This is a genomic window from Cytobacillus sp. QJM3NY_8 (genome assembly GCF_056173585.1).
In genome coordinates, this window is the sequence record NZ_CM149681.1 from 5,246,665 (window position 1) to 5,273,136 (window position 26,472).

The 26,472-nt window shown below is 42.6% G+C and carries 21 protein-coding genes, 4 tRNA genes and 1 pseudogene; 2 read left to right on the plus strand and 24 right to left on the minus strand.

Going from position 1 to position 26,472, the window contains the following annotated elements:
* Positions 1-7: 7 nt before the first annotated feature.
* The 6 genes from AC0VZ9_RS26640 to AC0VZ9_RS26665 all read right to left on the minus strand — a co-directional run bounded on the left by AC0VZ9_RS26640 (position 8) and on the right by AC0VZ9_RS26665 (position 6,162).
* A complete protein-coding gene (locus AC0VZ9_RS26640; protein WP_099049181.1) occupies positions 8-1,171 on the minus strand; it encodes an HNH endonuclease in 1,164 nt (387 codons plus the stop codon).
* Between the two features lie 284 nt (positions 1,172-1,455).
* On the minus strand, positions 1,456-1,629 hold the full coding sequence (locus tag AC0VZ9_RS26645; protein WP_157888563.1) for a hypothetical protein: 174 nt from the start codon (positions 1,627-1,629) through the stop codon (positions 1,456-1,458).
* Positions 1,630-2,159: 530 nt separating this feature from the next.
* Complete coding sequence (locus tag AC0VZ9_RS26650) at positions 2,160-2,585, minus strand: SMI1/KNR4 family protein (protein WP_026041605.1); 426 nt, start codon at positions 2,583-2,585, stop codon at positions 2,160-2,162.
* An 18-nt stretch (positions 2,586-2,603) separates the two neighbouring features.
* Complete coding sequence (locus AC0VZ9_RS26655) at positions 2,604-4,367, minus strand: T7SS effector LXG polymorphic toxin (RefSeq protein ID WP_475396949.1); 1,764 nt, start codon at positions 4,365-4,367, stop codon at positions 2,604-2,606.
* A gap of 517 nt (positions 4,368-4,884) precedes the next feature.
* Positions 4,885-5,382, minus strand: a complete 498-nt coding sequence (locus AC0VZ9_RS26660) for an LURP-one-related/scramblase family protein (protein WP_475396950.1) — start codon at positions 5,380-5,382, stop codon at positions 4,885-4,887.
* Positions 5,383-5,541: 159 nt separating this feature from the next.
* Complete coding sequence (locus AC0VZ9_RS26665; protein ID WP_251174367.1) at positions 5,542-6,162, minus strand: LysE/ArgO family amino acid transporter; 621 nt, start codon at positions 6,160-6,162, stop codon at positions 5,542-5,544.
* A 116-nt stretch (positions 6,163-6,278) separates the two neighbouring features.
* Here AC0VZ9_RS26665 and AC0VZ9_RS26670 point away from each other — a divergent pair.
* Both AC0VZ9_RS26670 and AC0VZ9_RS26675 read left to right on the plus strand, forming a co-directional pair.
* A pseudogene (locus AC0VZ9_RS26670) lies at positions 6,279-7,732 on the plus strand (aminotransferase-like domain-containing protein).
* Positions 7,733-8,123: 391 nt separating this feature from the next.
* On the plus strand, positions 8,124-9,569 hold the full coding sequence (locus AC0VZ9_RS26675) for a DEAD/DEAH box helicase (protein ID WP_251174369.1): 1,446 nt from the start codon (positions 8,124-8,126) through the stop codon (positions 9,567-9,569).
* Positions 9,570-9,650: 81 nt separating this feature from the next.
* Here the strand turns inward: AC0VZ9_RS26675 and rlmH are convergent, their stop codons facing one another.
* From rlmH to AC0VZ9_RS26765, 18 genes are all read right to left on the minus strand, one after another.
* Complete coding sequence (rlmH, locus tag AC0VZ9_RS26680) at positions 9,651-10,130, minus strand: 23S rRNA (pseudouridine(1915)-N(3))-methyltransferase RlmH (RefSeq protein ID WP_009332442.1); 480 nt, start codon at positions 10,128-10,130, stop codon at positions 9,651-9,653.
* Positions 10,131-10,210: 80 nt separating this feature from the next.
* Entirely contained in the window at positions 10,211-10,381 is a 171-nt protein-coding gene (locus AC0VZ9_RS26685; RefSeq protein ID WP_374940688.1) for a CxxH/CxxC protein, read from the minus strand.
* A 147-nt stretch (positions 10,382-10,528) separates the two neighbouring features.
* Positions 10,529-11,758 (minus strand): S1C family serine protease, encoded by a 1,230-nt coding sequence (locus AC0VZ9_RS26690; protein ID WP_009332447.1) that lies wholly within the window; start codon positions 11,756-11,758, stop codon positions 10,529-10,531.
* A 237-nt stretch (positions 11,759-11,995) separates the two neighbouring features.
* Entirely contained in the window at positions 11,996-12,790 is a 795-nt protein-coding gene (locus AC0VZ9_RS26695; protein WP_009332448.1) for an MBL fold metallo-hydrolase, read from the minus strand.
* A gap of 7 nt (positions 12,791-12,797) precedes the next feature.
* The gene (locus AC0VZ9_RS26700; protein WP_009332450.1) at positions 12,798-13,604 is read right to left on the minus strand and encodes a two-component system regulatory protein YycI; all 807 of its coding nucleotides are present in this window, start codon (positions 13,602-13,604) and stop codon (positions 12,798-12,800) included.
* A complete protein-coding gene (locus tag AC0VZ9_RS26705) occupies positions 13,591-14,919 on the minus strand; it encodes a YycH family regulatory protein (RefSeq protein WP_475396951.1) in 1,329 nt (442 codons plus the stop codon). Before AC0VZ9_RS26705 ends, AC0VZ9_RS26700 begins: the two co-directional genes overlap by 14 nt.
* A complete protein-coding gene (walK, locus tag AC0VZ9_RS26710; RefSeq protein ID WP_475396952.1) occupies positions 14,916-16,739 on the minus strand; it encodes a cell wall metabolism sensor histidine kinase WalK in 1,824 nt (607 codons plus the stop codon). The genes AC0VZ9_RS26705 and walK overlap by 4 nt, the downstream gene beginning before the upstream one ends.
* A gap of 8 nt (positions 16,740-16,747) precedes the next feature.
* Positions 16,748-17,458, minus strand: coding sequence for a response regulator YycF (gene yycF / locus AC0VZ9_RS26715; RefSeq protein WP_009332454.1), 711 nt, complete (start codon positions 17,456-17,458; stop codon positions 16,748-16,750).
* 204 nt (positions 17,459-17,662) lie between these two features.
* Positions 17,663-19,144 (minus strand): peptidoglycan DD-metalloendopeptidase family protein, encoded by a 1,482-nt coding sequence (locus AC0VZ9_RS26720; protein ID WP_475396953.1) that lies wholly within the window; start codon positions 19,142-19,144, stop codon positions 17,663-17,665.
* A gap of 367 nt (positions 19,145-19,511) precedes the next feature.
* A tRNA-Phe gene (locus AC0VZ9_RS26725) sits at positions 19,512-19,584 on the minus strand.
* Between the two features lie 80 nt (positions 19,585-19,664).
* Positions 19,665-19,741 (minus strand) — tRNA-Asp (locus AC0VZ9_RS26730).
* 61 nt (positions 19,742-19,802) lie between these two features.
* A tRNA-Glu gene (locus AC0VZ9_RS26735) sits at positions 19,803-19,874 on the minus strand.
* Between the two features lie 14 nt (positions 19,875-19,888).
* Positions 19,889-19,964: transfer RNA gene (locus AC0VZ9_RS26740), tRNA-Lys, on the minus strand.
* Positions 19,965-20,433: 469 nt separating this feature from the next.
* The gene (locus AC0VZ9_RS26745; RefSeq protein WP_475396954.1) at positions 20,434-20,697 is read right to left on the minus strand and encodes a hypothetical protein; all 264 of its coding nucleotides are present in this window, start codon (positions 20,695-20,697) and stop codon (positions 20,434-20,436) included.
* 103 nt (positions 20,698-20,800) lie between these two features.
* Positions 20,801-22,093 carry an adenylosuccinate synthase gene (locus AC0VZ9_RS26750; protein ID WP_009332456.1) on the minus strand — a complete coding sequence of 431 codons (1,293 nt, stop codon included), beginning with the start codon at positions 22,091-22,093 and terminating at the stop codon, positions 20,801-20,803.
* A gap of 229 nt (positions 22,094-22,322) precedes the next feature.
* Positions 22,323-23,687, minus strand: a complete 1,365-nt coding sequence (gene dnaB, locus AC0VZ9_RS26755) for a replicative DNA helicase (protein ID WP_009332457.1) — start codon at positions 23,685-23,687, stop codon at positions 22,323-22,325.
* 360 nt (positions 23,688-24,047) lie between these two features.
* Entirely contained in the window at positions 24,048-24,494 is a 447-nt protein-coding gene (gene rplI, locus AC0VZ9_RS26760; RefSeq protein ID WP_009332458.1) for a 50S ribosomal protein L9, read from the minus strand.
* On the minus strand, positions 24,491-26,464 hold the full coding sequence (locus tag AC0VZ9_RS26765; RefSeq protein ID WP_009332459.1) for a DHH family phosphoesterase: 1,974 nt from the start codon (positions 26,462-26,464) through the stop codon (positions 24,491-24,493). Before AC0VZ9_RS26765 ends, rplI begins: the two co-directional genes overlap by 4 nt.
* Positions 26,465-26,472 lie beyond the last annotated feature (8 nt).

The following is a 26,472-nucleotide window of genomic DNA, read 5'->3' on the forward strand; positions in this document are numbered from 1 at the left end:
TCCTCCCTTATTTTTTTCCATTAACTGTCGATACTCCTCCCGTATGAGTAAATTGTCTATGAATATCTTTATCTACTAGAATCATCGTTTTCCCATTTTGATGATGATGCCAGATATATCCCACAGGTGGCTTATCTAATGCGGGCACAGGAGGATCAGAATCTTTACTTAATCCTGCCTCTACATTAGCATTTTTATAATCCAATGGACGATTGGTTGGATTTGCAATTTCAATTTCTACCGGCTTAACAGTTGGATGTGCATATTCAGTGAAGTCTGGATAACCATCAGGATACCTTACAGTCTGTCCCTTTTTATTTGTATACACCCAAGTGCCATCTTCATCAATTGTCACTTTACCGCCTTTCTTTGTCCATTTATCCGGGGCAGGCGAATATGACGGTTTAGTGGCAAGTTGTTCTTTGGTAAATTGGACTTCTAAATTACTTTTACCCGTACCCTTAACCCCAAACACATCATCAGTCACCGCCTTAATCTTCGTAAACGGATCATTAAGAACATTATACGGCACAGGCCCCTGAGCCAGTCTCCCTCCAGCCATGGCCGGTGTCTGAACCGGCGTGTAAATAGAAAGTGCCTTCTCTCCTTTACCAGCCTGGCCAACTGTCTTAGCAATGGTTCCAGCTTTCCCAATCCCCTTATCCCCAAGAATGCCAATTCCCAGGGAAGTCAGGCCATAGGTAAAGAAGGCTGTCCGGCTCTTGGCACTACCATTTATGACATCTCGCTCCCAGGCACTTGAGACAGCGGACCATATATATTTCGGCATATCCAGAGCCTGGCGTGCTTTTCCTATGGGGTCATTTAAAATGCCTAAATAAAATTCCCGATGCTTCCTTTGGTTTTCAAGAAGCTGGTCACGGTTAAACAGAAATTCATTGCCCAAAAACAACGGACTGAACGGCCCCATGATGGTCCGTCCCAGCTCATAGGTTGACTTCAGTCCTTCCCATGTATCTTCTATAGCTTTGGATGCACCCTCGATGACTCCTTCAGCCATATCATGAAGGATACTTTGCTCGCTTTCTGGATTGGGATTCGATATTTCCTCATGGAAATCCTTCCAGGAAAGAGTTTTTGGCTGATAATGGGTTAGAGATAAGTTGCCGCTTTGGAATATGACCGCCATTTTTTGGAGGTACTGGTTCATGAGGGATAAATCATGCAGGAGAGGGTCCAGTGCAGCCGTTTTCCGATGGTCGAAGTCATACAGTTTCTCAACGTTTCGCGGCTTGAATCCTTGGCTCGCTTTGATGCCTAGCGTTACCTAGTCTTTATGATTATTAATCACAGTATATTCGTCATTGGTAGCCCATTCCTAAGTGCTTCAATTCCATGTTGACCCTTGACTCTATTTGGTGCCCATACCAGGTTTTCAAGCCCCAAAATTGGATCAATGTCATATTCTTTTAATATTTCCTGTCCTTCTTTATACTAATTCCTGTTGAGCTTTCCCATTTCCTTTCTTAATACAATATGATGGGCATGAGGATCATACATATCACTTGGTGGTTCACCTTTGTTCTTTTTCAAATAAGCTCCATAATCAATTTGGTCAATATAAATAGAGTGATTTTTACCCTTAACTCCAAATACTTTCTCTGTCACCCTCTTGATCTTCGTTAAAGGATCATAAAGAACATTATATGGGAACGACCCCTGAGCCAGTCCTCCAGCCACTGCTGGTGTCTGAACCGGCTTGTAAATCGGAAGTGTCTTCTCTCCTTTACCAGCCTGGCCAACCGTCTTGGCTATCGTGCCTGGCTTTCCTATCCCCTTATCCCCAAGAATACCAATCCCAATTGAAGTCAGGCCATAGGTAAAGAAGGCTGTCCGGCTTTTGGCGTCTCCATTTACGACATCCCGCTACGAAGCAAAGAGAATTCGGCATGTCATCATAGACCCTTTTAAGTTCCCTAACAGAACAAAAGGTGAGCCAACATCTCCTGTAGCCCACCTGTGAATTCCTTTATAAAATTAGATAGATTCAATTCCTTAAATCCTATACCTATTATTTTATTAATTTTTGGTAGCTGGTTAAAGGTGCTTTCATTACTGTACCGAAAACGGGTTCAGTCCCAGTTGACATCAAGTGCAATTGATTAATAAGTATCCCTTGGATTCACCTCATTGTTTTTTTACCAGTTATCAATTCCTTCTTGAAATATGTCTATTACATAGTCGTCAAATGTATTATACCTTGGGTGTAAATCTGTCCCCGCCCTTTCCCAACTAAATACTCTGTCATCTTTAATATCTGCACTATACATACATCTAACAAATTCTCCCGAGTCCTCTAAAACAATTAAGTTCAAACCCAACCCTAATTTTCTCCATCTCTCTGTTGCATTAACTACAGATGCTCCTAAATTCCCCTGAACACCTTCAAGCTCCACTCCACATATTCCTCCCGAACCATATTTTTTTATAAAATTGCGGTAACTTCGAGGAAATTTAACTTTAAGTCTTTCTTCAGCCTTATTAATATATTCTTCTGATACTTCTCCAAAAAAATCATCTTCTTCACCATATTTTTCGATCATCTTTATAATTCTTTCATTCATCAATTAAACTCACTCCTATTACTCACTAGCACGCATTTTCCAATAGTTACTTCTAAAGTTATTATACATTTTTTCGAGTTCTGGATTATTCCTAAAACTTTTTCCATTTTCAACTAAACCATGTAGCGTCGAATCGTATTTATCATGAGTTAACTCCGCAATTTCAACCATTCCACCAGGTTCTTTTTGAACTAAATGGTGTAATTCAACTTTACTTTCCACTCCGTCTTTTACAATATATGGGGATTTCCCCTTTTCCATTAATTCTCCATTCGACTTTCCTAGTGCCTTCGGATTATTAGGTACATAATTTTTATCAATCTCAATTTGGTACACTCTTCTTGATACATCTACTTTCTTTCCTCCAACATTAACTGTTCCTTTTACTTCTACAGCAGTATACTTGTCATCTAGCCAATCTAATTCAATTTGTTCAGAAGATAATTTTCTTGATTTTAGCCCCGCAGCTTTGCCCGTACCCTTAATCCCAAACACATCATCAGTCACCGTCTTAATCTTCGTCAACGGATCATTAATAACATTATAAGGCACAGGCCCCTGAGCCAGTCTCCCTCCAGCCATGGCCGGTGTCTGAACCGGCGTGTAAATAGAAAGTGCCTTCTCTCCTTTACCAGCCTGGCCAACCGTCTTAGCAATGGTTCCAGCTTTCCCAATCCCCTTATCCCCAAGAATGCCAATTCCCAGGGAAGTCAGGCCATAGGTAAAGAAGGCTGTCCGGCTTTTGGCATCCCCATATACGACATCCCGCTCCCAGGCGGTGGTGACAGCGGACCATATATATTTCGGCATATCTAAAGCCCGGCGCACTTTTCCTATAGGGTCATTTATAATGCCTAAGTAAAATTCCTGGTGCTTCCTTTGGTTTTCGAGCAGCTGGTCACGGTTAAACAGCAATTCACTTCCTAAATACAGCGGACTAAATGGTCCCAGGATGGTTCTGCCCAGCTCATAGGTCGACTTCAGCCCTTCCCATGTGTCCCCTACAGCCTTGGATGCCCCCTCAATGGCTCCTTCAGCTATATCTTGAAGAATACTTTGCCCGCTTTCTGGATTGGGATTCGATATTTCCTCGTGGAAATCCTTCCAGTTGAGAGATTCAGGCTGGTATTGGGCCACAGATAAGATGCCGCTTTGAAACAAGCCCGCGACTTTTTGGATGTATTGGTTCATGAGGGATAGATCTTGCAGGAGAGGGTCCAGTGCAGCCGTTTCCCGATGGTCGAAGTCCTCCAATTTCTCAACGGTTTCGCGGCTTGAGTCCTCAGCGCTCTTTGTTGCCTGAATAAAGCGGCCATCCTCCAGCCGCGGAAGCGCAACAATATCGCTTACGGACTTCATGATGTTATTCGCTTCCTGTGTCAGCTCAGCAGTAATCTGCAGAGTGGTTCTCAGCCCCTGTTTGAGTTCATGCTCCAGAAATTCCTGGCGGATAAAGCCTGAAGGGGAGGGTTCAAGACTACTCAATGAACCTATGAAACTCTTTAAATAGGATCGATACTCCTCAATCCAGGATTCAAGGAATTGCAAGAATGGCTGGTGGCATTCCTGATAAAAAGCGCGTATGGCCTGGCCGCCCTGTCCTTTGAACGCATCTTCAAGAGACACCAGCTCCTGGATGGACAACTGAACTTGATTTACCTGCTCCTTAAGAATCGATAATTGATTGCTGGTTTCACGGATTCCTGCAAGCAAGGAATCTACTTCAAGAATTTTCAACAGAATCAGCTCCGTATTATAAATTCCATTTTCTTCTATTTCCATCTTAAAGGACTCTGGTATTTAGTTGAATAGGAATTTTGGCATGAAATAGTGTAAAAAGTTCCTTTAGAATTGTTTAAATATGCTGTGTCATCATTGATTCCGACTTAACAAATGAGAGTGGCAAGGTAATCCACATGCCAAGACAGATCAATCTTTAAGTGGCATTAAAACTCTAGCAACAATGGACTCTGAGAAAGCGCAAGCAGTAGCTGATCAAATTATACGCAATACGTACAGGACTCTTATGACCAGATGACAAAAATTTGTACTGACCCTTAGTTGAATGCTTACTTTGAAGAACGGTTGCAGCGAACAAGAACTAATAATGATCTTTCTCCTGGAAGAGTATTGAAAGTGGCTGAGGATCGGGAGGTTTATTAGAAAGAGAAATAAAAAAGTAGGAAAAGTGCCTTTTCCCTTTATAACATCTGGGTTGGGCACTTTTTTATTGTTATTTCTTGTGTATGGTTCACCGGACTTTTTTTAATTCTTCTGCCTTTTATTATTTATTCCCACGTTATGGTGTCGCTGCGGAGGAAGCAGCTGCCTGGTCGGCCTTCACACAATCAATTGCAACAACGAGTGCAATTATGATAGCTTCCATCTCTTCATCTAAAATTTGAACCTTGTAGCTGTCGCCCCAAGTAAACCACTCCTTGCTCACTTTCCCTGCAACTTCGCCATGCTGTAATACCTGAAAGTCCATATCCCACCAATTACCATGTACTTCAATCCCTGCCGCATCAATCGTATATCGTGCTTTAAAGAAGGATAACTCCTTCTTAATCGTCAGCACCTCTCGGCCATTTACCTCAACAAAAAATTTCGGTAAAAAGCTGAACACCTTTTTCGTAATGAGAGCTATTTCATCTCTTGCTGTATTCATAACAGAGAATGTCTTTGGAATTTGCATAAAACTTCCCTCTACATAATATACTTCGTTCTCCTGCTCATCCTTTACTGTAAATTTGCCACTAAGACTAAACACCTTCTGCTTTATATAAAGTTGCCTCACTTTATGACCCCCTTTTTATATAGCATATTACAAATTAGTATAATCTTGTTCTAACTGTTATGAAACATCAAGGAAGACCACCATGTAACTAATTGGATTTAAAAGCTGCTTATAATACGGTTCACTTTGCATTTATGGTAAAGCTTCCTAAAGTTCATGCTAACTTAATAATGAGTACAGTTGATATCCCATATAAATAGCCATAGCCCATATAATAAGAGCGGAAACTTGATTCATATATTTTAAGAACTTACCATTTTTATCAAATTGACCAATTTTCCTTCCAGAAATTGCTAAGAAAAAGAACCAGATCCAGGAAATCATTATACAAGCCACGCTAAACACCCATTTCTCATATCCTGTATAAGCCAATGAACTAGTTCCTATAACTCCAATAGTATCCATAATAGCATGAGGATTAAGTAATGAGACAGAAGCGGCAAAAGTAACCTGACGACGTGCAGAAAAACGGTTTTGTTCTTGATTAGCGTTTATTTCGGGTGTGTTTTTCCACATAATCCAACCCATATAAACTAAGAAAAGGAATCCCACAAAAAATAACAAAACCTTTAACCATTCAAAACTAAAAACAATAATGGATACCCCGGCAACAGCCAAATAAATCAGTATTGTATCACAAACCCCTGCTGTAATAATTGCAGGTAAAGCATAGGTGAATTTGTTGTGTGTCGCTCCTTGATTAAATACAAATACATTTTGAACTCCTAAAGGTAAGATTAATCCAAATGCCAATATCATCCCATGAAATAATGGTTCCATTTATTCCCCCTATTCTTATCTAGAATAGCTAAGGACGAGTCATATGTCTCCAACCATTTGGATGGGAGTCTAACCAACCATTTGGTATAATTTTAAAAAATGATTGGAGATAGCCTATGTCTGAATTAGATTGGAAGCCAGAAAAAAATTCTGTTGTTCCTTTACATCAGCAAATATATGATTTTATGAAAAACAAAATAATGAACGGTGAATGGACATTAGGCACTAAAATACCACCACAAAGAAATTTAGCAAAACGATTTCAAGTAAATCGCAGTACCATTGTAACTGCACTTGAAGAACTGGCTGCCGATGGACTAATTGAATCTAAGGTTGGAAGCGGTACTAGGGTGATTAACAATACATGGAGCCTGCTTGCTTCCACTCCTCCTCCAGATTGGATTAGTTATGTAAAATCCGGTATTCATAAACCAAATATAAATATCATCCAAGAAATTAATAAAGCAGAAGCAGACCCTGCTATGATTAGGCTTGGGACAGGAGAACTTTCACCAGACTTGTTACCCAGCAAAAAAATGGGGCAAATACTGCAAATAGATACTGAGCAGTCTTTATCGCTTGGATACATGGAGTCTAAAGGGAGCCTATCTTTACGTAAAACCGTTAGTGCATATTTAAAACAAAGGGAATTGAAGCTTCCCCCGAATCGATTTTAATTGTTTCTGGAGGACTACAAGCGCTTCAATTGATTTCCATTGGAGTATTAAAAAGAGGCTCAACAATACTTCATGGATCACCATCCTATTTAAACTCCGTACACGTTTTCCAATCGGCTGGAATGAATTTATTGGGTATTCCACTTGACAAAGAAGGAATTAAAAGTGACTCAATTGGGCGTATGAAGCGGCAGCATCATGCGGCTATACTCTATACGATACCCACTTTTCACAATCCAACCGGCACATTAATGCCTGAAAAAAGGCGGCTTGAATTAATAAAGGTTTGTCAAAGGGAGTCTTTACCTATCATCGAGGATGATGTTTATGGCGATTTATGGTTTGAAAACCCTCCGCCAAATCCTTTGAAAGCTAATGATACACAAGGAAATGTCCTGTATATAGGAAGCATGTCCAAAACATTGAGCCCCGGTTTACGAATCGGTTGGATTGTAGGACCCGAACCTGTTATTGAACGTTTGGCAGATATAAAGATGCAAACAGATTATGGCTCAAGTTCCTTATCACAATATGCTGTAGACAAATGGCTTCGTAGTGGTATGTATGAGGGCTTCTTAAAGGAAACGAAAGAGGAATTAAGATTCAGAAGGGATTTCACCATTCAAATTTTAGAGAAATATTTTTCCGATATAGCAACATGGAAGACCCCAAAAGGTGGATTTTATATCTGGCTTAAATTACTAACAGGTGTTTCCACCCGAAAGCTATTTAACGCAGCCCTTCGAGAAGGAATTTTATTAAATCCAGGTAGTGTGTATGATAATAATGATGATCAGCACCTTCGCATTTCCTATTCATATGCTTCAATGGATCAACTAGAAGAAGGGCTGGTTTATTTAGCACAACTTATTAAAAATTCTTCTATGAATTGAATTTATGAGGATACCGTAATAACGGTATCCTTATTTTTGTAAACTTCTATATAATAAGGGTTTATCCAGGACAAGTTTAACTTTTTGTTTTAACACTATTGGTGATAAGGTTCTCCGTAATATATCTAAAGAGGTTTTTGGGCTTACCTAAAAGAACAGAGTTATTTTTTATTACTATTGTAAAAAGAAGCATTGTATTGTTCATTATCTTTTTCCCTCAAGTTATCTGAGGTCAATAACGCATCCTTATCTGTTACTTTTTAAAATTTAAAATAAAAGCCGTTTTGTCCGCACTTTTCAAGTATAATGAACCATATTCAGAAAATGCATATAATAATTCTTGGAGAGAATTCTATACATATGATGAAAAAACAAAAAACGAGGTTTAAAAATGAATAAAAGAAGTTTTGCGGATTTTCATGTAAGCGAAGAAATAAAAAGAGCACTAGCTGTGTTAAAATACGAAACCCCAACAGAAGTTCAAAGTGAAGTCATTCCATTAGCAATGAAAAATCAAGATCTTGTCGTAAAAGCTCAAACAGGAAGTGGAAAGACTGCCTCCTTTGGTATTCCTGTTTCCGATATGGTTGAATGGGAAGAAAAAAAACCACAGGCCTTAATTCTTACGCCAACTAGGGAGCTTGCGGTTCAAGTCTGCGAAGATATTACGAATATCGGAAGGTTTAAACGCATTAAAGCTGTAGCCGTTTATGGAAAAGAACCTTTTTCGAAACAAAAGGATGAATTGAAACAAAAAACTCATGTAGTCGTTGGCACCCCTGGACGAGTCATGGACCATATTGAACGAGAAACCTTGATTTTGGATCAAATAAAGTATCTTATCATAGATGAAGCTGATGAGATGCTTAATAGAGGTTTCATCGATGAAGTGGAAGCGATCATCAAAGAGCTGCCTTCAAACCGAGTAACAATGGTTTTTTCTGCAACTCTGCCTAAAGATGTTGAAAATCTTTGCCATAAATATATGAAAGATCCTATTCAGATTAAGATTGAATCGACCAAGGTGACGGCCGATACCATTGAACATTCTTTAATTGAAGTGAGAGATGAAGAAAAGATCTCACTCCTTAAAGACGTCACGGTTGTAGAAAATCCAGACAGCTGCCTGATTTTCTGCCGAACCAAAGAACACGTTGATACTGTGTATAGCGAACTAGATAGAGCTGGATATCCTTGTGAGAGACTCCATGGGGGGCTGGAGCAAGAAGACCGATTCTCTGTTATGGAAGGTTTCAAACTGGGGAACTTCCGCTATCTCGTGGCCACTGATGTAGCTGCCAGAGGTATTGATATTGATAATGTGACACTTGTCATCAACTATGACGTTCCTATGGAAAAAGAGAGCTATGTACACCGAACTGGAAGAACAGGCCGTGCTGGAAATAAAGGAAAGGCCATTACGTTTTCGACACCTTTTGAAGGAAAATTCATTAAAGCCATTGAAAGATACATCGGCTTTGATCTACCTGCTAGAGAAGCACCCAGCCATCTTGAAGTTGCTGGTGGAAAAGCTGCTTTCGAAGAAAAACTTAACAACAGGCGTATTGTAAGAAATAATAAAACAGCCCGAATCAATCAAGGTATTATGAAACTCCATTTTACCGGCGGGAAAAAGAAGAAAATCCGCGCTGTTGACTTTGTCGGAACGATCGCAAAAATCCCTGGAGTCACAGCAGATGATATCGGCATTATCACCATCCATGATCAAATGTCTTATGTTGATATTCTGAATGGAAAAGGCTCATTAGTTTTACAAGCCATGGAAAATGCGACCATCAAAGGGAAGAAGTTAAAAGTAAGCAAAGCGATTAAATAAGTAGAAAAAACTTAAATCCCCCTCACTTTATTAGATGAGGGGGATTTTCATTGGCCGGCTTAAACTTCTAATAAACCTTGCTTACTTATGGTACGGTTCCCCCCGATTAATCCGAAACGCCCGATAAACCTGCTCCAGCAAGATAAGCTTCATCAACTGATGCGGAAACGTCATCTTCGAAAAAGAAAGCTTATCATCCGCCCGCTGCAAAACCTCCTGGCTCAATCCAAGAGACCCGCCAATGACAAATGCAATTTTGCTTTTCCCATACGTAGCTAATTTATCAAGATTGTCAGCCAACTCTTCCGATGATTTCATTTTCCCTTCGATAGCTAGTGCTATAACATGAGCATCCGGATGGATCTTCGCCAGGATCCTCTCACCCTCTTTTTGCTTTACCTGAATCATTTCCGTTTCACTTAGTTCTTCAGGGGCTTTTTCGTCAGGAACCTCGATGATATCCATTTTGGCATAGGCTGACAGTCTTTTTAGATATTCGTCAATTCCTTGCTTCAGGTATTTTTCTTTTAGTTTTCCGACCGTAATAATTGAGATATTCACAGCATGTCCTCACTTTACAAACAAGATATCCACAGAAGTTATCCACATGTCCACATTTTTCATCCACATCTTGTATGAGATCATTCGTTCGCTACAACATATATTGCGTTATTTTGACAATATTCACAGGTTGTTGATAACTTTTTATCCTCTTCAAGTTTTGTTAATTGCGGGAATGTTTCGTACTCATCAACCACTATATCTATTGCCAGATCAACGTGTTCGTCACAGCAGTAAATCATTTTCAGCATGCTCCTTTTTAGGCTGGAAGCCTGTTTTTTTATCCGATCTGTGGATAATTTTTATTTTCTCGTATACATATAAGTTATCCACATCTCATCTTAACAAAACAATAAAAAACAGGAAAGCGATTTCCGCTTTCCCATTTAGTCGTTCCATTATAATGTCTCGCCGCTCAGCTTCATGGTTACTTCCTGAGTTTTCCCGTCGCGGTAAAACTTAATTTTCATCTGGTCGCCTACCGATTTCTTCGTATACAAATGCTGGCGCAATTCGATGATGTCATTGATTTCTTGTCCATCCATCTCGACGATTACATCCATTTCCTTCAGTCCTGCCTGTGCAGCTGGAGAGTTCGGTTCAACTGAAGTGATGGCCACACCAGATTTAACATCCTTAGGCAGTTTTAGCGCTTCCTGCTGGTAGTAGCCAGGAATCTCATTGACCGATGCCAGTTGTACGCCCATATACGGACGTTTTACCTCTCCGAACTTTTCGAGGTCATCAATGACTGGGCGTGCGTAGTTAATCGGAATCGCCAATCCAATTCCTTCTACCGCACTCTCAGCGATTTTCATGGAGTTGATGCCAATCAGCTGTCCGCTGATATTAACTAAAGCCCCGCCGCTGTTACCCGGGTTGATGGCGGCGTCTGTCTGCAGTACCTCAGCCTGCCAGTCAACTGTTCCATTCTGATCGATATCAACCGGGATGGCACGCTCCAGGCCAGAAATAATTCCCTGTGTGACAGAGCCTGAGAACTGTCCAAGAGGATTCCCGATCGCAATGACTGGTTCGCCTGGCTTCAGTTTTTCAGAATCGCCGAATTCGGCAACCGTCTTAATTTCCTTTGCTTCTACCTCAAGGACAGCAAGATCCGTCCAAATGTCGCTGCCAACCAGTCTTGCCGGGAGCTTGGTGCCATCCTGCAGACTTACCTCCAGCTCCTGAGCTCCTTCTACCACATGGTGGTTTGTAACGATGAAGGCTGTATTTCCTTCCTTCTTATAAATAACTCCGGAACCTGTTCCGGCTGGCTGGCCGGCACTGCCATTTCCCTCATTCGACCAAAAGCCGGCTGTCTGGATGTTCGTAATGCTTACGACCGCATCCCCGGCTTTGTCGACCGCCTTGGTTACATCTGTGGTCACATCAAGTGAGACATTCTGAACATTGGCGTTATTGTTATTCCCGGCTGCCTCATCCTGCAGCTCTTCATCCGGTTCAACCGTATAAGGGAGCACGTTGTAATCAGATAGCTTTGGCACCGCAACCACGACCAGGATGGCTCCTAATATGACTCCAACAAGGCTGGCCAGAAAATATCCGCCCTTGTTGCCTTTTTGCCCTTTATAACGGTTCTGATGATCTTGATCATAATAGCCCAAACTGCACCCATCCTTTCTTTCATCTGCAAAAACACTGGCTTTTAAAATATAAATGCTAAAATTTAGTCTTCCTTTATACCCAATATTATACTCTCCTGTTTTCAAAAATCTAATAAAAACGCACCTGCTTCAGCAATCTTACGACTTTGTTCATACTTTTTTAAGATTTTTTCAAAAAAGAAAAAGAGGAATACATGGAAACGGCTGTCTCTCTGTGTATTCCTCTTTATATTTTTATTAAACTGCCGTTAGGATTGTCGGAACCTTTGGATCTGTATCATAAAGGTCGAATTGTTCGCCGACAAGGATTCCGCGGCTTTCAAGTGTCTGGGATACGGACATTCTCGCCAGATCCTTGATATTGTTATCCTGGCTTAAATGAGCCAGATAAAAGCTCTTCGTCCGGTCGCCCGCCACTTCACTCATCGCAAGGGCGGCATCCTCATTGGATACATGGCCGACATCGCTTAAGATCCTTCTCTTAATATTCCACGGGTAGCGGCCCATACGAAGCATCTGGACATCATGATTGCTTTCAAATACATAAGCCTCCGCATTGGAAATCAGACCTTTCATGCGGTCGCTGACATAGCCTGTATCGGTGATCAGCACAAGCTTTTTCCCATTATGATGGAACACATAAAACATCGGGTCGGCTGCATCATGGGAAACCCCGAAGGATTCAATATCAAGGGATCCAAATGTTTTCACCGTTTCCATATCAAAATGGAACTTCTGGTCAACCGGGACTTGTCCAATCAGTCCGTCCATGGCCAGCCATGTTTTTTCATTCGCATAGATCGGCAGGTTATACTTCCGGGCAAGAATCCCGACACCCTTAATATGGTCACTATGCTCATGGGTCACCAGTATCCCTGATAGCTTGCCGATGTCCCGGCCAATATGCTGAAATAAACCTTCCATTTGCTTTCCGCTTAATCCGGCATCAACCAGAAAGGAATGTTCCTCCGTCTCGACAAAGATTGCATTCCCAGTACTGCCGCTCGCGAGAACGCTGAATTGTAAAGACATGTTCTCCTCACTCCACTATTTTTTTCTCTTCGTTGTTCAGCTTAATGATTTTCCCCTCAAAGGCATCAACAAATAAATTCTCCTCGTCATTAATGACAAATCGCCAGGCAGGCGTTAACAATTGCGAAGAGCTCAAATGCACAAAGGTAAAATAACCAAGCTCTACATTTGTAACTTTTGACTTCGGCTGCAGTGAGCCGTTCTTGTAAAGTGTTTCAACGGCCTTTATCGGCTGAATAACTTTTTCACTTTCTTCCTTCGACTCAATCTTTGTCAGGAGCGTCTGCTTATAAGAGACAATTTCATTTTCATCATTCAAATAAAATGTAAGCTCGCCATTTAAATTCATATAAAACATCTTGCCTTCAAATTCCTGATAATACGTGATTCTATTACTGTTTTCTGGTTTTTCCCAGAAGCGGTATTGGTCACCGAATAACACCCTGTTTTTGATAAAGGCAGATAATTCGGAAGGACTGAATTTATCACTGATCTTGATCGATTCGTCCAGGACTGAATTCAGAGTAGTCCCCTCTGTAATCGTAATTTCCTGGCCCTCCAGCCTTGTATCTCCTTCAAGATCTTCAATATCAAATTCAACCGGCTTAGCCCTCAAATACCGGTCTTTCGGGTTGCTTTTCGGCAGGGGCTCATCAAAGGTGATATCAGCATCCTTAAGCTGTTTTTCCAGGGTGGCCTGTGCAATCGGTTCAAATTCACTGGCCTCCTTCAATTTGAAAAACTCATACATCAAATAAATATCCAGGACCAGGAAGGTTAAAATAAAGATTGTTTTGATCTTACTCCAATCCATTATTCATGCCCCCTGTCTCATCAAGCGAAATGCTTTTCCAAGTTCCTTCATACCGGTAATACCAGGAAGGCTCCAGACGGATGAAGGTGGTCTGAGCTTCCTTGACCATCATCATTTTATATCCCAGCTTTACATTCTCCAGTAATTCCGGCTCAAACCCTTCCAGACCTAACAAGTATTCCAAAACGCGGGTTCCGGAACTTAGAGATACTTCTGAGGGGGGTTCAGCACTCAGACCAAGCTGAAAATTGCTCCGATAATATTCATAAATCTCATTTTGCCCCCAAGTCTGGCGGATTTCGGATATTTTCGGATCATCACTGAAAATTGGATAACCTGAAGAATCATACATCCTGAATACCACTCTATGATTCAGCTCATCAATCTCCGCAAATTGGTAATTGTCTGTCCATCCCGAATGTCCGTTAATATAATCAATGCTCCTTTTCAGCAGGTCGCCTGAAGCAAAAGTCGGGTTATCCCCGGCAGCCGGTTTTATATATTGAAGGGTATTTTTGTCTGAGTTTACCCTCAATAAGCTTAAGGTATCATTATACTCATCCTCTGATTGCTGAAAGCTTTTCTGCACTACACTTGGGTCGCTGAATAAAGCATTTTTATATTGTTCAGAGTCCAATTTTTTCTCCAAATACTGATATCTCGCCATTTTTGTATCCTGTGAAGGCAGATAGATCGTTCTTTCATCAGATGGCTTATAAGCAAAATAGGCTTTATATTCAGGGTTGTACTCGGATAAATTGAAGAATTGGCTTTTGAAATTCTGAATAAAGGAAACAGGCACACGGCTCCTATACACCTGCCGGTTATCCAAAGAAACAAAATCGACTATTCCATCCTTTTTCTCCAATTGCCTAGTATCAATGACAATATGGTCAAACTGAAAATCAGGCAGATTCTTGTCAGCAATTTTAATTACTGATTTGTATAATTCAATCGGAACAGAATCCGGAAACGCAAGAACAGCTTTTCCTTCATCATGGAGAATGCCCGCTTCCTCTGTAATATTTTCAAAGTCAGCAAAATTCCAACCGCTGATTTCTTTCATGACTTTATCAATTTCGCCGGGGCTGACAGTTCCAAAAGTCTTTTTTTCCCCGAGATGGAATAAGAGAGTGTCCGGTCTCACAATCTGATTCACTTCTTTTTTTTCCGCTATTGTTACTTCCTGAACGGTATTTGATTCTTTTTCAATCCGTTCAAAGTTCGGCTGGTAGGTCCAAAGATTCCAGGTCAGGAGAGCGCTTGTCACTACTAGAATGGTCAGTATGATGGTTTTTATATTTTCATAACTCATTCCCAATCATCCTCTTCCGAGCGAACATATGGAAGGCTAAATGAAATCGTTGTCCCTTTCCCTTCTGTACTCGCTGCCCAAATTTTCCCGCCATGCGCTTCCACCATTTCTTTCGCAATGGCCAATCCGAGGCCTGTTCCGCCAAGCTTTCTTGTCCTGGCTTTATCCACCCGGTAAAAACGCTCAAAAATCTGATCAATATTTTCTTTCGGTATCCCCACACCCTGGTCTGAAACGCTGACAACAATAAATTCATCTTTTTCCTCAATGCTGAACGTAACCTTTCCGCCTTCCGGAGAGTATTTAAGCGCGTTTGAAATGATATTGTCCAGCACCTGGGTGAGCTTGTCTTCATCTATTTCCACAAAAGCCGAATGGTCCGGAAGCTTTCTTTCAAACGTAACATTCTGCTGCTTCGTCATTTCAAAACGGTCTATAATTCTATTATAGAAGAAAATGAAATCAGTCCAGTCCTTGGTCAAGCGGTAATCCTTGCTGTCCATTTTAGACAGCTGCAGCAGATCATTGACCAGGCGGATCATCCGCTCTGTTTCATTTTGGGTGACATCCAGGAAGTTTGGGGCAATCTCCTCATCTCTCCAGGCGCCTTCCGCAAGAGCCTCCAGATAGCTTCTCATCGTGGTCAGCGGCGTCCTGAGTTCATGAGATACATTCGCCACAAATTCGCGGCGTTCCATGTCAATTTTCTCCTGCTCGGTGATATCATGCAAAACGGTAATTAAGCCGTTAACAAAGCCAGTTTCTTTTTGGATAACCGAAAAGTTAGCGCGGAGAATCAGTGTTTTCGACTTGCTGCTGTAATCCAGGATGACCGAATCCCGCTCGTTTAATAGCTCTTCAAAGTTATAATCCTCTTCAAGACCAAGCAGGGAAACAATTGGGGAAGACAGGACCGTTTCACGTGAAACATTCAGCATTTTTGCTGCAGGCTCGTTAATCAAAATAACACGCCCTTTGCGGTCGGTTGCAATAACTCCATCCGTCATATAGGAAAGAACGGAGGATAATTTTCGCCGTTCGCCTTCTGTTGTAGCATGAGCTTCCTGAAGTTTCTTTGTTAAACTGTTAAAGGTAATGGCCAGCTGGCCAATTTCGTCATACCCATAAACCTTAACCTTTCGGGAGAAGTTCCCTTTTGCCATGGCAAGCGCCTGTTTCCGCATATCTGAAATCGGGCGTGTCACCGTCTGGGCAAGAAGTATGCCCAGGATCGCTGTGATAGCTAACGCAATGGCTATACCGGTAGTGAAAATATTATTAATCTCCCTCATCTGTTCATAGATGTTCTCGATTTTTGCAACCAGATAGATGGCTCCATTGACTTCTCCGTTATTTTTAATAGGTGTGACGAGAACCCATATCCGTTGTCCCTGCTCAACCAGATCCTCCGTTACCGGCTCCCTGGTGGCTATGGCCATCTTGATCAGATTGTCAGTAGACCTCCCCCCGACAACACCCTGATTTTCAGGATCGGAGGTGCCAAGTATTTTCAGTGATTCATCAACCACACGGACTTCGGATATATCCGCCGAGTTGTAATCACTTAATAGCCTTCTGATATCTTCCTCCTGGGATGGGGTTTCCTCATCAGGAAGCCTTACCTTGGTCATTTGTTCCTCCACATAATAGCTAAGAAGATTGACCCTCTCCTGAATGGCATCTTTGAAATTTTCCTGTAAGGTCGATTCCAGCTGCCTGACAAAGTAGACCCCGATAATCTGCATGGCTACCAGGATGAGAAGAACATATATGATCACAAACTTCAAATGAATGGACCGAAAAAAACCAACCTTTTCCATGTACCCTTTTACTCCTGTTCAGGATTCCGCAAGTAATAACCGACCCCTCTTCTTGTCACGATCCATGTCGGGTGGCTTGGATTATCCTCGATTTTCTCCCGCAGTCTCCTTACGGTTACGTCCACTGTGCGGACATCACCATAATAATCATAGCCCCATACGGTCTGGAGTAGATGCTCCCTCGTCATGACTTGTCCAATATGCTTGGCCAAATAGTGAAGAAGCTCAAATTCACGGTGTGTTAATTCAATCGTCTCACCGCGCTTGGAAACCACGTAGGCATCCGGATGAATAATCAGGGAGCCAACTTCAATTTCATTGGATTCGTCCTCTTCTTCCGTCTTGGAAGCTATTTGCTGATGGCGCCTCATATTAGCCTTCACACGCGCAATCAATTCTCTCGTGCTGAACGGCTTTGTAACGTAGTCATCTGCACCGAGCTCAAGGCCTAAAACTTTATCAATTTCAGAATCCTTTGCTGTCAGCATTATGATCGGCATATCGTATTTCTTGCGCACTTCGCGGCAAACCTCAATGCCGTCCCGCTGCGGAAGCATGATATCAAGCAGAATCAGGTCCGGCTTGATTTCTTCTACTTTATCGAGTGCGTCATTGCCGTCATAGGCACACACCACTTCATAGCCTTCTTTTTTCAAATTGAACTGCAGTATATCTGCAATTGGTTTCTCATCGTCTACAACCAGAATTTTTTTATCCATACCTATCTCCTTTTTCTTGCTCATTTATTTATTTATGGAGCAGTAGAAGTCAGTTTCATACATATGTTATCTACTTTACTTTACCATTTTAGCAGTGGGAATTCATCTATTAGTAAAGGCCTGTAAAACTTTGGTGTTGTATTTTTATCTTATTCTTAACTACAAAAGCCTCTAGCATGGAAGCTAGAGACTTTTTAGCAGGAATTATTTATTTATATATTTAAGCGGATCTTGCATTTTTCCGTTTTTGTATACTTCAAAATGCAGGTGGACACCGGTTGAATCCCCAGTGGACCCCATTATACCGATCTTTGAGCCTTTTGAGACGGTTTGGCCAACACTGACACTGATTGAGTCGAGATGGGCATAAACCGTGCGGAAGCCATTATTATGGTCGATGACGATTTTGTTGCCATAGCCGCCGCCATCGTTGCCCGCAGAAACAACCGTTCCATTATCAGCAGCTTTTATCGTCCGGTCGCTAGGTCTTGCAATGTCAATTCCCTTATGCATTTTCCCCCAGCGGTATCCCATTTTACTTGAGATATAGCCCCCGACTGCAGGATAAGCAAGGCTGCCTTCACCGCGGGATGGAATGACCTTGGTTCCCTTGATGACAATTTGTTTCACAGGGTCTTCAAGAACTTTTTCTTCTTTTACTTCTTTTTTGACCGTTTGGCCGTTTTCTTCAGAAATCAGATAGGTTGCAGCGCGTACGCCTTCCTTGCCTTCTTGCTTTACTTTCGTTTCGCCTTTTGGCATGCTGCTGTCTTCGATGACTTCTTGTTCATAATCGATTTTTTCTTTCTTGAAAACTTCCTTATCTGCTATAACTTTTACATATGGTTTGTAGACAGTCACATTTAATTCCTGCCCTGCTTTAATAAGGGAATCTTCCTTTAGTCCGCTGTTAAGCTCAACCAGCTGGTTCATATCAAGATTATGGGCACTGGCAATATTGGTTAGTGCGTCACCTTCTTTAACCTCATATTTCTTTTCCTCAAGGGTTCCCTTTTGAAGAAGCTTCACAGCTTCATCTGTACTGATGATCTGATCCGGTTTCACAGTTGTTTCAGAGATGGATACATCTTCCGTAAAACGGACATCTAAAAGACGTGTTTCATTTTCCTTCAGCTGAGGTAAAGGAGTTTTAGCAGATTCCTTTCTTTCCTCAAGAGCCTTTAAATCTTTCTCTGATACATAGGAAGTTTTGATTTTCTGAAGGGCCGCTTTGGCCTGCTCGTCATTCTCAACGTAAGCCACTTCCTTACCGCCAATGACTAATGCTGCTGCTTCGGCATGTACTTCCATCTTATCTTTTAAGCCATTAACCGCTTCTAATTCATTCACTTCTGAACTTGACTCAAAAACCTGTTCAGGAATGAAAGATAGTTCAGTTGCCAGCCCCAGCTTTAATCCCTTATGGGAACCTTCTGCCTCACTGATCTTTTTATCGGCCATATCTTCGATAACTTTCTTATCCGACACCGTTCCGATATATTCGTCACCCATATAGACATAATAAACCGTCACAAGCTTATCATCATTAGCAGAAGCGGAAACACCGCCTGCAAAAGTTAAAGCCGCCGCTGCAAAACCAGCTGCGATCGTCCTATTTATGGTTTTATTAAAGCTTTTCGCTGTAGATTCTGATGCTGAGGTTACTTTCTTCACCCATTTGAACATGGTTACATCCCCCTAGACTACGGTAACAAAAGACACTTTCATTTAGTGCTATGTAACTACGAATTTGTCAACCTTATTTTTCACAATATTTACTTTACCATACAGCAAAGCAAATAGATTACTAGACTCGGGAATGTAACAAAAATGTATAATAGCTGACATTTTATGACTATTAATGGCAAAGCTTAGAGAGTTTTTTGTCGAAAAGAAGATAGGAAATAGTCCCTATTTATAGGGGTTTGTTAGGGGTGCGAAAGAAGATGAGTTTGGGGAGTGCTAAATTACACCAGCCATGCAGCCCCAACCTGCTTATATTACGTGAATGTAACAAAAAGGAGCATGCTTGGTTACATACTCCTTTTTGGGATGGCTCAGGACGGAATCGAACCGCCGACACAAGGATTTTCAGTCCTTTGCTCTACCGACTGAGCTACTGAGCCTTATTAAATTATTTTGCCTAAGCAAAATTTGGCTTCTTCCCGATTTTCCAATCGATTTTAGATGAAGCAGATTATGTAAATGGCGGTCCGGACGGGACTCGAACCCGCGACCTCCTGCGTGACAGGCAGGCATTCTAACCAACTGAACTACCGGACCAAATAATAACCGCCAGCAAGTAAGCTGGGCTTGCCAGCCGTTTGCTGACGGTTATTCGCCATGACCCCTACGGGATTCGAACCCGTGTTACCGCCGTGAAAGGGCGGTGTCTTAACCGCTTGACCAAGGGGCCAAATAAAATATAAATGGTGAGCCATGAAGGACTCGAACCTTCGACCCTCTGATTAAAAGTCAGATGCTCTACCGACTGAGCTAATGGCTCGTACTATAATTGTTGCCTAAAGCCTGATACTGAAAAGTCAGATGTTCCAAAGCCCTGCGTGCTTTGTCACAGATTGCTATTCGGGTGAAGAAATTCACTGATGCTGCAATCTGCTCTACCGACTGAGCTAATGGCTCGTACTATATGTGTTACCAAGTTTGTCACCTTGGCGACGCTTTTTATAATATCATAGAGTTTTATAAAAGCGCAATAACTTTTTTTATAAAACTTTCTTTTTAGGAGAAGACTGCGGCAGGATAGGGTTAAACCCACGCTACAGCAACCCGTTGGAGAGGTCCTTTCCCTAAATTAAGAGTTCTTTTCCTTGATATGGATTCTTTTCCCCATTTTTTATCGTTTACTCCTTAAATTTCCATTTATTTCCCCAAATTTAAACCAGCTGGGGCGGGTTTGGACTCGCCAGCTCGGATTTCCTCTTCCTCTGTCCGAATGTGCTCCAAGTTGGGCCTCATTCCCTCAATTTTCTCCTCTTCCTGTCCGAATCAGCACCAACTTCGGGCTCATTCGCTCGGTTTTCCCTTTCTCCTGTCCGAATCCGTGCCAACTTCGGACTCATTCCCTCAGATTTCTCCTCTTCCTGTCCGAATCCGTGCCAACTTCGGACTCGCCATCTCGGATTTCTCCTTCTCCTGTCCGAATCAGCGTCAACTTCGGACTCACTCGCTCGGATTTCTCCTTCTCCTGTCCGAATCAGCACCAACTTCGGACTCACTCGCTCGGATTTCCCCTCCCCCTGTCCGAATGAACCCAAAATAAAAGCAGCATCCAGAAAAAACAAAAAGCCCTAATTCGCATTAGGGCTTTCCAATCAAGTATTAGTTCTGTCTCCATGGGCTGAGGACTACGTTTGTTTGTGTGCGGTCCGGACCGACTGAGAAGATCGATAATGGAATTCCTGTCAGCTGTGAAACGCGCTCCAGATAGTGGCGGGCATTCGCAGGAAGCTCATCAAGTGATTTGCAGCCTGTGATGTCCTCTGTCCAGCCTGGAAGCTCTTCGTATACAGGCTCACAGTCAGCCAGTACTTTCAAGCTTGCAGGGAATTCTTCGATTACTTCTCCATTATAACGGTATGCTACACAGATTTTTAATGTCTCAATTCCAGTCAATACATCGATGGAGTTAAGAGAAAGGTCTGTAATACCGCTGACACGGCGGGCATGACGGACAACCACGCTGTCGAACCAGCCGACACGGCGGGCACGGCCAGTTGTTGTACCGTATTCACGGCCTACTTCACGAATCTGGCTGCCGATTTCATTATCAAGCTCAGTTGGGAATGGGCCATCTCCTACACGAGTCGTATAGGCCTTAGATACACCAACAACATGCTTGATTTTTGTAGGGCCGACACCAGAACCGATTGTTACGCCGCCAGCCACAGGGTTAGAGGATGTAACGAATGGGTAAGTCCCCTGGTCGATATCAAGCATAACTCCTTGTGCACCTTCGAAAAGCACGCGGCGGCCTTCATCCAATGCGTCATTAAGCACAACAGAAGTGTCGCAGACATAATGCTTGATCTGCTGGCCGTACTCATAGTATTCTTCTAGGATTTCTTCGATTGTGAATCCTTCTGTTTCATAGAAGCGCTCAAGCAGGCGGTTCTTTTCTTCAAGGTTGCGCGCAAGCTTTTCTTCAAACACTTCACGGTCAAGAAGGTCCGCAATGCGGATTCCGTTGCGGGCTGCTTTATCCATGTAAGCAGGGCCGATGCCCTTTTTCGTTGTACCAATCTTGTTAGCGCCTTTGCGCTCTTCTTCCACTTCATCAAGCTTCAGGTGATATGGAAGGATGACATGTGCGCGGTTTGAGATGCGCAGGTTGTCTGTTGTAACTCCCTTGTCATGAAGATACGCCAATTCCTTTACAAGCGCTTTTGGATCGACAACCATTCCGTTTCCGATCGTGCAAATTTTATCGCTATAGAATATTCCAGATGGAATTAAATGAAGCTTGTATGTTTCACCATTAAATTTAATTGTGTGTCCTGCATTGTTTCCGCCTTGGTAGCGTGCGATAACTTCTGCATTTTCAGAAAGGAAGTCTGTAATTTTTCCTTTCCCTTCATCTCCCCACTGTGTTCCAACTACTACTACTGATGACATTAAAAAGCACCTCCGGGAATCCCATGGTTTTAAAATTCTATAAATACATTTTTAATTAAGTAACTTTTTTCAACCACTTTAGTTTATCAAGGTGATGTGTGATAGTCAATAAAACACGAACATTTTTAATAAAAATATAAAAATATGTTCGTAAAACCATGAAAATATGAAAATCAGAAATTCCTGGAGCAAGACAATAAAAAAGAGGACATGCAAATGCAGGCCCTCTTTATGCACCAGGCGGCGCAAAGGAATCATCAAAGCGTTTCTCTAAGTTTACGAATTTATTATACTCTTTTACGAAAGCCAGCTGAACGGTTCCAACCGGGCCGTTACGCTGCTTGGCGATAATGATTTCGATGATGTTTTTATCTTCGGATTCTTTGTCATAATAGTCATCTCGGTATAGGAATGCCACGATATCGGCATCCTGCTCAATACTTCCCGATTCACGGATATCTGACATCATCGGGCGCTTATCCTGGCGCTGTTCCACTCCACGGGAAAGCTGGGACAGTGCGATAACAGGGACCTGAAGTTCACGGGCCAATTGCTTAAGGGAACGTGAGATTTCAGATACTTCCTGCTGACGGTTTTCTCCCGAACGACCGCTTCCCAGGATTAATTGCAGGTAGTCGATCAAAATCATGCCAAGCCCATGCTCCTGCTTTAAACGGCGGCACTTAGATCGAATATCTGTGATTCTGACACCTGGGGTATCATCAATAAAAATTCCTGCATTTGATAGGCTTCCCATTGCCATGGTCAGCTTTCCCCAGTCCTCATCCGTCAGGGAGCCGGTACGAAGCCTTTGCGCATCAATATTGCCTTCTGCACAGAGAATACGCATAACAAGCTGTTCGGCACCCATCTCAAGACTGAAGATCGCGACGTTTTCACCGGTTTTCGTTGCCACATTTTGCGCGATATTCAGGGCGAAGGCAGTTTTACCCACGGAAGGGCGGGCACCGACAATGATGAGGTCATTTCGCTGGAAGCCGGCTGTCATCCGATCCAGTTCGGTAAATCCAGTCGCAATCCCTGTAATATCCCCTTTACGGTTATGCATTTCCTCGATATTATCGTAGGTCCGGACGAGAACATCCTTAATATTATGAAAGGCACCGGCGTTTTTGCGCTGTGCTACCTCCATGATATTTTTCTCTGCTTCACCCAGCAGAACTTCTACTTCATCCTCACGTGTATAGCCGTCCTGGGCAATGCCTGTCGCCGTCCGGATCAACCTTCGAAGCAGTGACTTTTCTTCAACGATCTTTGCATAGTACTCGATATTCGCTGCTGTTGGAACAGAGCCGGCCAATTCACTTAAATAGCTGACGCCTCCGGTATCCTCTAGCAGTTTCGCTGCACTGAGCTCTTCTGTCACGGTCACTAAGTCGACGGCTTTTCCTTGATCGCTCAGCTTCAGCATTACATTGAAAATTTTCTGGTGTGCCGCACGGTAGAAGTCTTCGGGTATCAAGATCTCTGATGCTTGTGTAAGAGAGGAGGGTTCAAGAAAGATTGCCCCAAGCACTGCCTGTTCCGCTTCAATATTTTGAGGCGGGAGCCGATCCGCAAATAAATCACTCATCTGTTCAAACCTCCTAATAAGAAATGCACAAGCGCCTTAGTCACCCCCGCCAAGCACAAGATGCGCCTCACGGAAAGGCGTTCATTGCCTTGGCTTGTGAACACGAGGGCAGGCGCCCCTCCTAAAAGCTAACGCTCTTAGTCGTTTGATGATAATGCTGTCGAAGCGTCCCCTGTGGAGCTGGACAGTTATCTATAAAGCAATACTATATCTATATAAAAATCTCTAAATTTCCCTTTAAAAAATGTGACCAGCCGAAACTGATCACATTTTTAATCAACCCTTTTATTTTAACATGTTTATCGGCAAAAGCCACTTCCAATATTAGTTTATCGCATTCTAACTAATTGCAGTTTCACTTTAAGCTTCTTTTACATGTACGTTTAATGTTGCCGTTACTTCAGTATGAAGCTTGACTGGAACCTTTGTGTATCCGAGCGTGCGGATCGCGTCTTCCATTTCGATTTTGCGCTTATCGATTTTGATGCTGTGCTTCTTTTGAAGTTCTTCTGCAATTTGCTTGCTTGTGATGGAGCCGAAAAGGCGGCCGCCTTCACCTGATTTTGCTGTAAATTCAACCGTCAGCTTTTCAAGTGTTTCTTTTAGTTTTTTTGCTTCAGCCAATTCTTCTTCTGCAAGCTTAGCCTCTTTTTTCTTTTGAGCATTCAGGCTGCTGACATTGGCCTGGTTTGCTTCAACAGCAAGCCCTTGCTTAATTAAAAAGTTATGTGCATAGCCATCTGCTACATTTTTTACTTCGCCTTTTTTGCCCTTGCCTTTAACGTCTTTTAAAAAGATTACTTTCATTCTTTTTTTCTCCCTTCAAAGTATTCATCTATAGCCTCTTTTAATCGGGCCTCAACTTCATCAAGTGTTGCATCGTGAAGCTGTGTGGCAGCGTTAGTTAAGTGCCCGCCGCCTTCAAGGTTTTCCATGATCACCTGGACATTGATATCCCCGAGGGAACGCGCGCTGACCCCTATCATGTTTTCAGAGCGGTTGGAAATGACAAATGAAGCAACCACACCATCCATCGTCAGCAGGGTATCTGCTGTCTGGGCAATCAGAACCTGATCAAATATCTGATCCGGCTGTCCCTTTGCAATCGCAATTCCTTCTCTGTAAAATTGAACGGTTTCAATCAGTTTAGCCCGCTTGATGTAGGTATCTACATCCTCTTTTAAGAACTTTTGAACTAGCACGGTATCTGCACCCTGTCCGCGCAGATAGGAAGCCGCATCAAACGTCCTGGATCCTGTCCGCAGCGAAAAACTCTTCGTATCGACAATAATCCCGGCAAGCAGGGCCGTTGCTTCCAGCATTTCGATTCTGCCGTTTTTCGGCTGATACTCCAGAAGCTCTGTTACCAGTTCTGCTGTGGAAGAGGCATATGGCTCCATATAAACCAGCAGAGGATTATGGATAAACTCTTCCGCGCGGCGGTGATGGTCGATGACGACAACATGTTCAATTTTATGAAGCAGCTTTTCTTCAATCACCATGGATGGCTTGTGGGTATCAACGACCACGAGCAGGGTATCGTCTGTTGCAATCTCCATCGCCTGTTCCGGGGTAATGAATTTAGAAAAGAGCTCTTCATTCTTTTCAATTTCCTTCATCATTCTTCTGACACCAGTATCGAGTTCATTGAAATTTACAACCACATAGCCTTCACGCTGATTCAGGCGAGCCACTTTCTGAATACCGATGGCCGCTCCAATCGCATCCATATCCGGGCTTTTGTGGCCCATGATAATCACTTTATCGCTTTCGGAAATCAATTCCTTCAGCGCATGGGAAATCACGCGTGCACGGACCCGGGTTCTTTTTTCAACAGGATTGGTTTTTCCCCCGAAGAATTTAACCTTCCCGTTCGTCTGTTTGATGGCTACCTGGTCTCCGCCGCGGCCTAATGCCAGGTCTAAGCTGGACTGGGCCAGCGAACCGAGTTCAGGAAGGGAAGAAACCCCTGTTCCGACGCCCACGCTTAATGTTAATGGAACGTTTTGCTTGGAAGTGGTCTCCCGGACATCATCGAGAATCGTGAACTTTCCTTTTTCCAGAAGCTGCAGAATATGTTCATTAAATACGGCGATAAACCGCTCAGACGAGACTCTCTTCAAGAAGACCCCATTGTCCTGTGCCCACTTATTCAATATTTGGGTCACCAGGCTATTGAGGCTGCTTTTTGTCTGGTCATCCATCCCCTGAGTCAGTTCATCATAATTATCAAGGAAAATAATGGCAATAACCGTCCGTTCTTCCTGATACATTTTTTCAATTTCGGTCTGTTCCGTGACATCAAAAAAGTATAATAAGCGCTCTTCCGGTTTATGGATTACCCGGAATTTGCGGTCATGAAGGGTAATGATTTCGGTTTCCACTTCTTGTTTGATCAGCGGAACAAGTGAATCCGCGACATCATAAAGTGATCTTCCGACTAGCGTATCTTCATCGAAGCAGGATGCTAAAAAGGGATTGGTCCATTCAATGTAATAATCATCATTAATGAGCATGATCCCGATCGGCATTTCCATCAGAGCTTCTTCGCCGACTTTTTTCACCCTGTAGGAAAGGGTCGAGATGTATTCTTCCGTCTCCTTCCGATGCTTCTGAATCAGCTGAAAAAGATAGTAGAAAGGAAGGATGACAAGAAACAGCCCAATTAGTGCAAAAAGCCAATTGTAGTACGCCAATATACCGAGAAGCACCACTGTTATGCCCATCAATCCAAAAATCGGATAGCGTATGGACCGCTTTTCTAAATACGAAGGCATGTTTTCAG

Coding starts and splice junctions, on each gene's coding strand:
- yycF (WP_009332454.1), bottom strand. CDS start 17,458: ATGGATAAAAAAATTCTGGTTGTAGACGATGAGAAACCAATTGCAGAT.
- AC0VZ9_RS26750 (WP_009332456.1), bottom strand. CDS start 22,093: ATGTCATCAGTAGTAGTAGTTGGAACACAGTGGGGAGATGAAGGGAAA.
- AC0VZ9_RS26720 (WP_475396953.1), bottom strand. CDS start 19,144: ATGTTCAAATGGGTGAAGAAAGTAACCTCAGCATCAGAATCTACAGCG.
- AC0VZ9_RS26685 (WP_374940688.1), bottom strand. CDS start 10,381: ATGCTGAAAATGATTTACTGCTGTGACGAACACGTTGATCTGGCAATA.
- AC0VZ9_RS26700 (WP_009332450.1), bottom strand. CDS start 13,604: ATGGATTGGAGTAAGATCAAAACAATCTTTATTTTAACCTTCCTGGTC.
- dnaB (WP_009332457.1), bottom strand. CDS start 23,687: ATGAGTGATTTATTTGCGGATCGGCTCCCGCCTCAAAATATTGAAGCG.
- AC0VZ9_RS26675 (WP_251174369.1), top strand. CDS start 8,124: ATGAATAAAAGAAGTTTTGCGGATTTTCATGTAAGCGAAGAAATAAAA.
- AC0VZ9_RS26695 (WP_009332448.1), bottom strand. CDS start 12,790: ATGTCTTTACAATTCAGCGTTCTCGCGAGCGGCAGTACTGGGAATGCA.
- rplI (WP_009332458.1), bottom strand. CDS start 24,494: ATGAAAGTAATCTTTTTAAAAGACGTTAAAGGCAAGGGCAAAAAAGGC.
- AC0VZ9_RS26650 (WP_026041605.1), bottom strand. CDS start 2,585: ATGAATGAAAGAATTATAAAGATGATCGAAAAATATGGTGAAGAAGAT.
- walK (WP_475396952.1), bottom strand. CDS start 16,739: ATGGAAAAGGTTGGTTTTTTTCGGTCCATTCATTTGAAGTTTGTGATC.
- AC0VZ9_RS26765 (WP_009332459.1), bottom strand. CDS start 26,464: ATGCCTTCGTATTTAGAAAAGCGGTCCATACGCTATCCGATTTTTGGA.
- AC0VZ9_RS26655 (WP_475396949.1), bottom strand. CDS start 4,367: ATGGAAATAGAAGAAAATGGAATTTATAATACGGAGCTGATTCTGTTG.
- AC0VZ9_RS26640 (WP_099049181.1), bottom strand. CDS start 1,171: ATGAACCAGTACCTCCAAAAAATGGCGGTCATATTCCAAAGCGGCAAC.
- AC0VZ9_RS26665 (WP_251174367.1), bottom strand. CDS start 6,162: ATGGAACCATTATTTCATGGGATGATATTGGCATTTGGATTAATCTTA.
- AC0VZ9_RS26705 (WP_475396951.1), bottom strand. CDS start 14,919: ATGAGTTATGAAAATATAAAAACCATCATACTGACCATTCTAGTAGTG.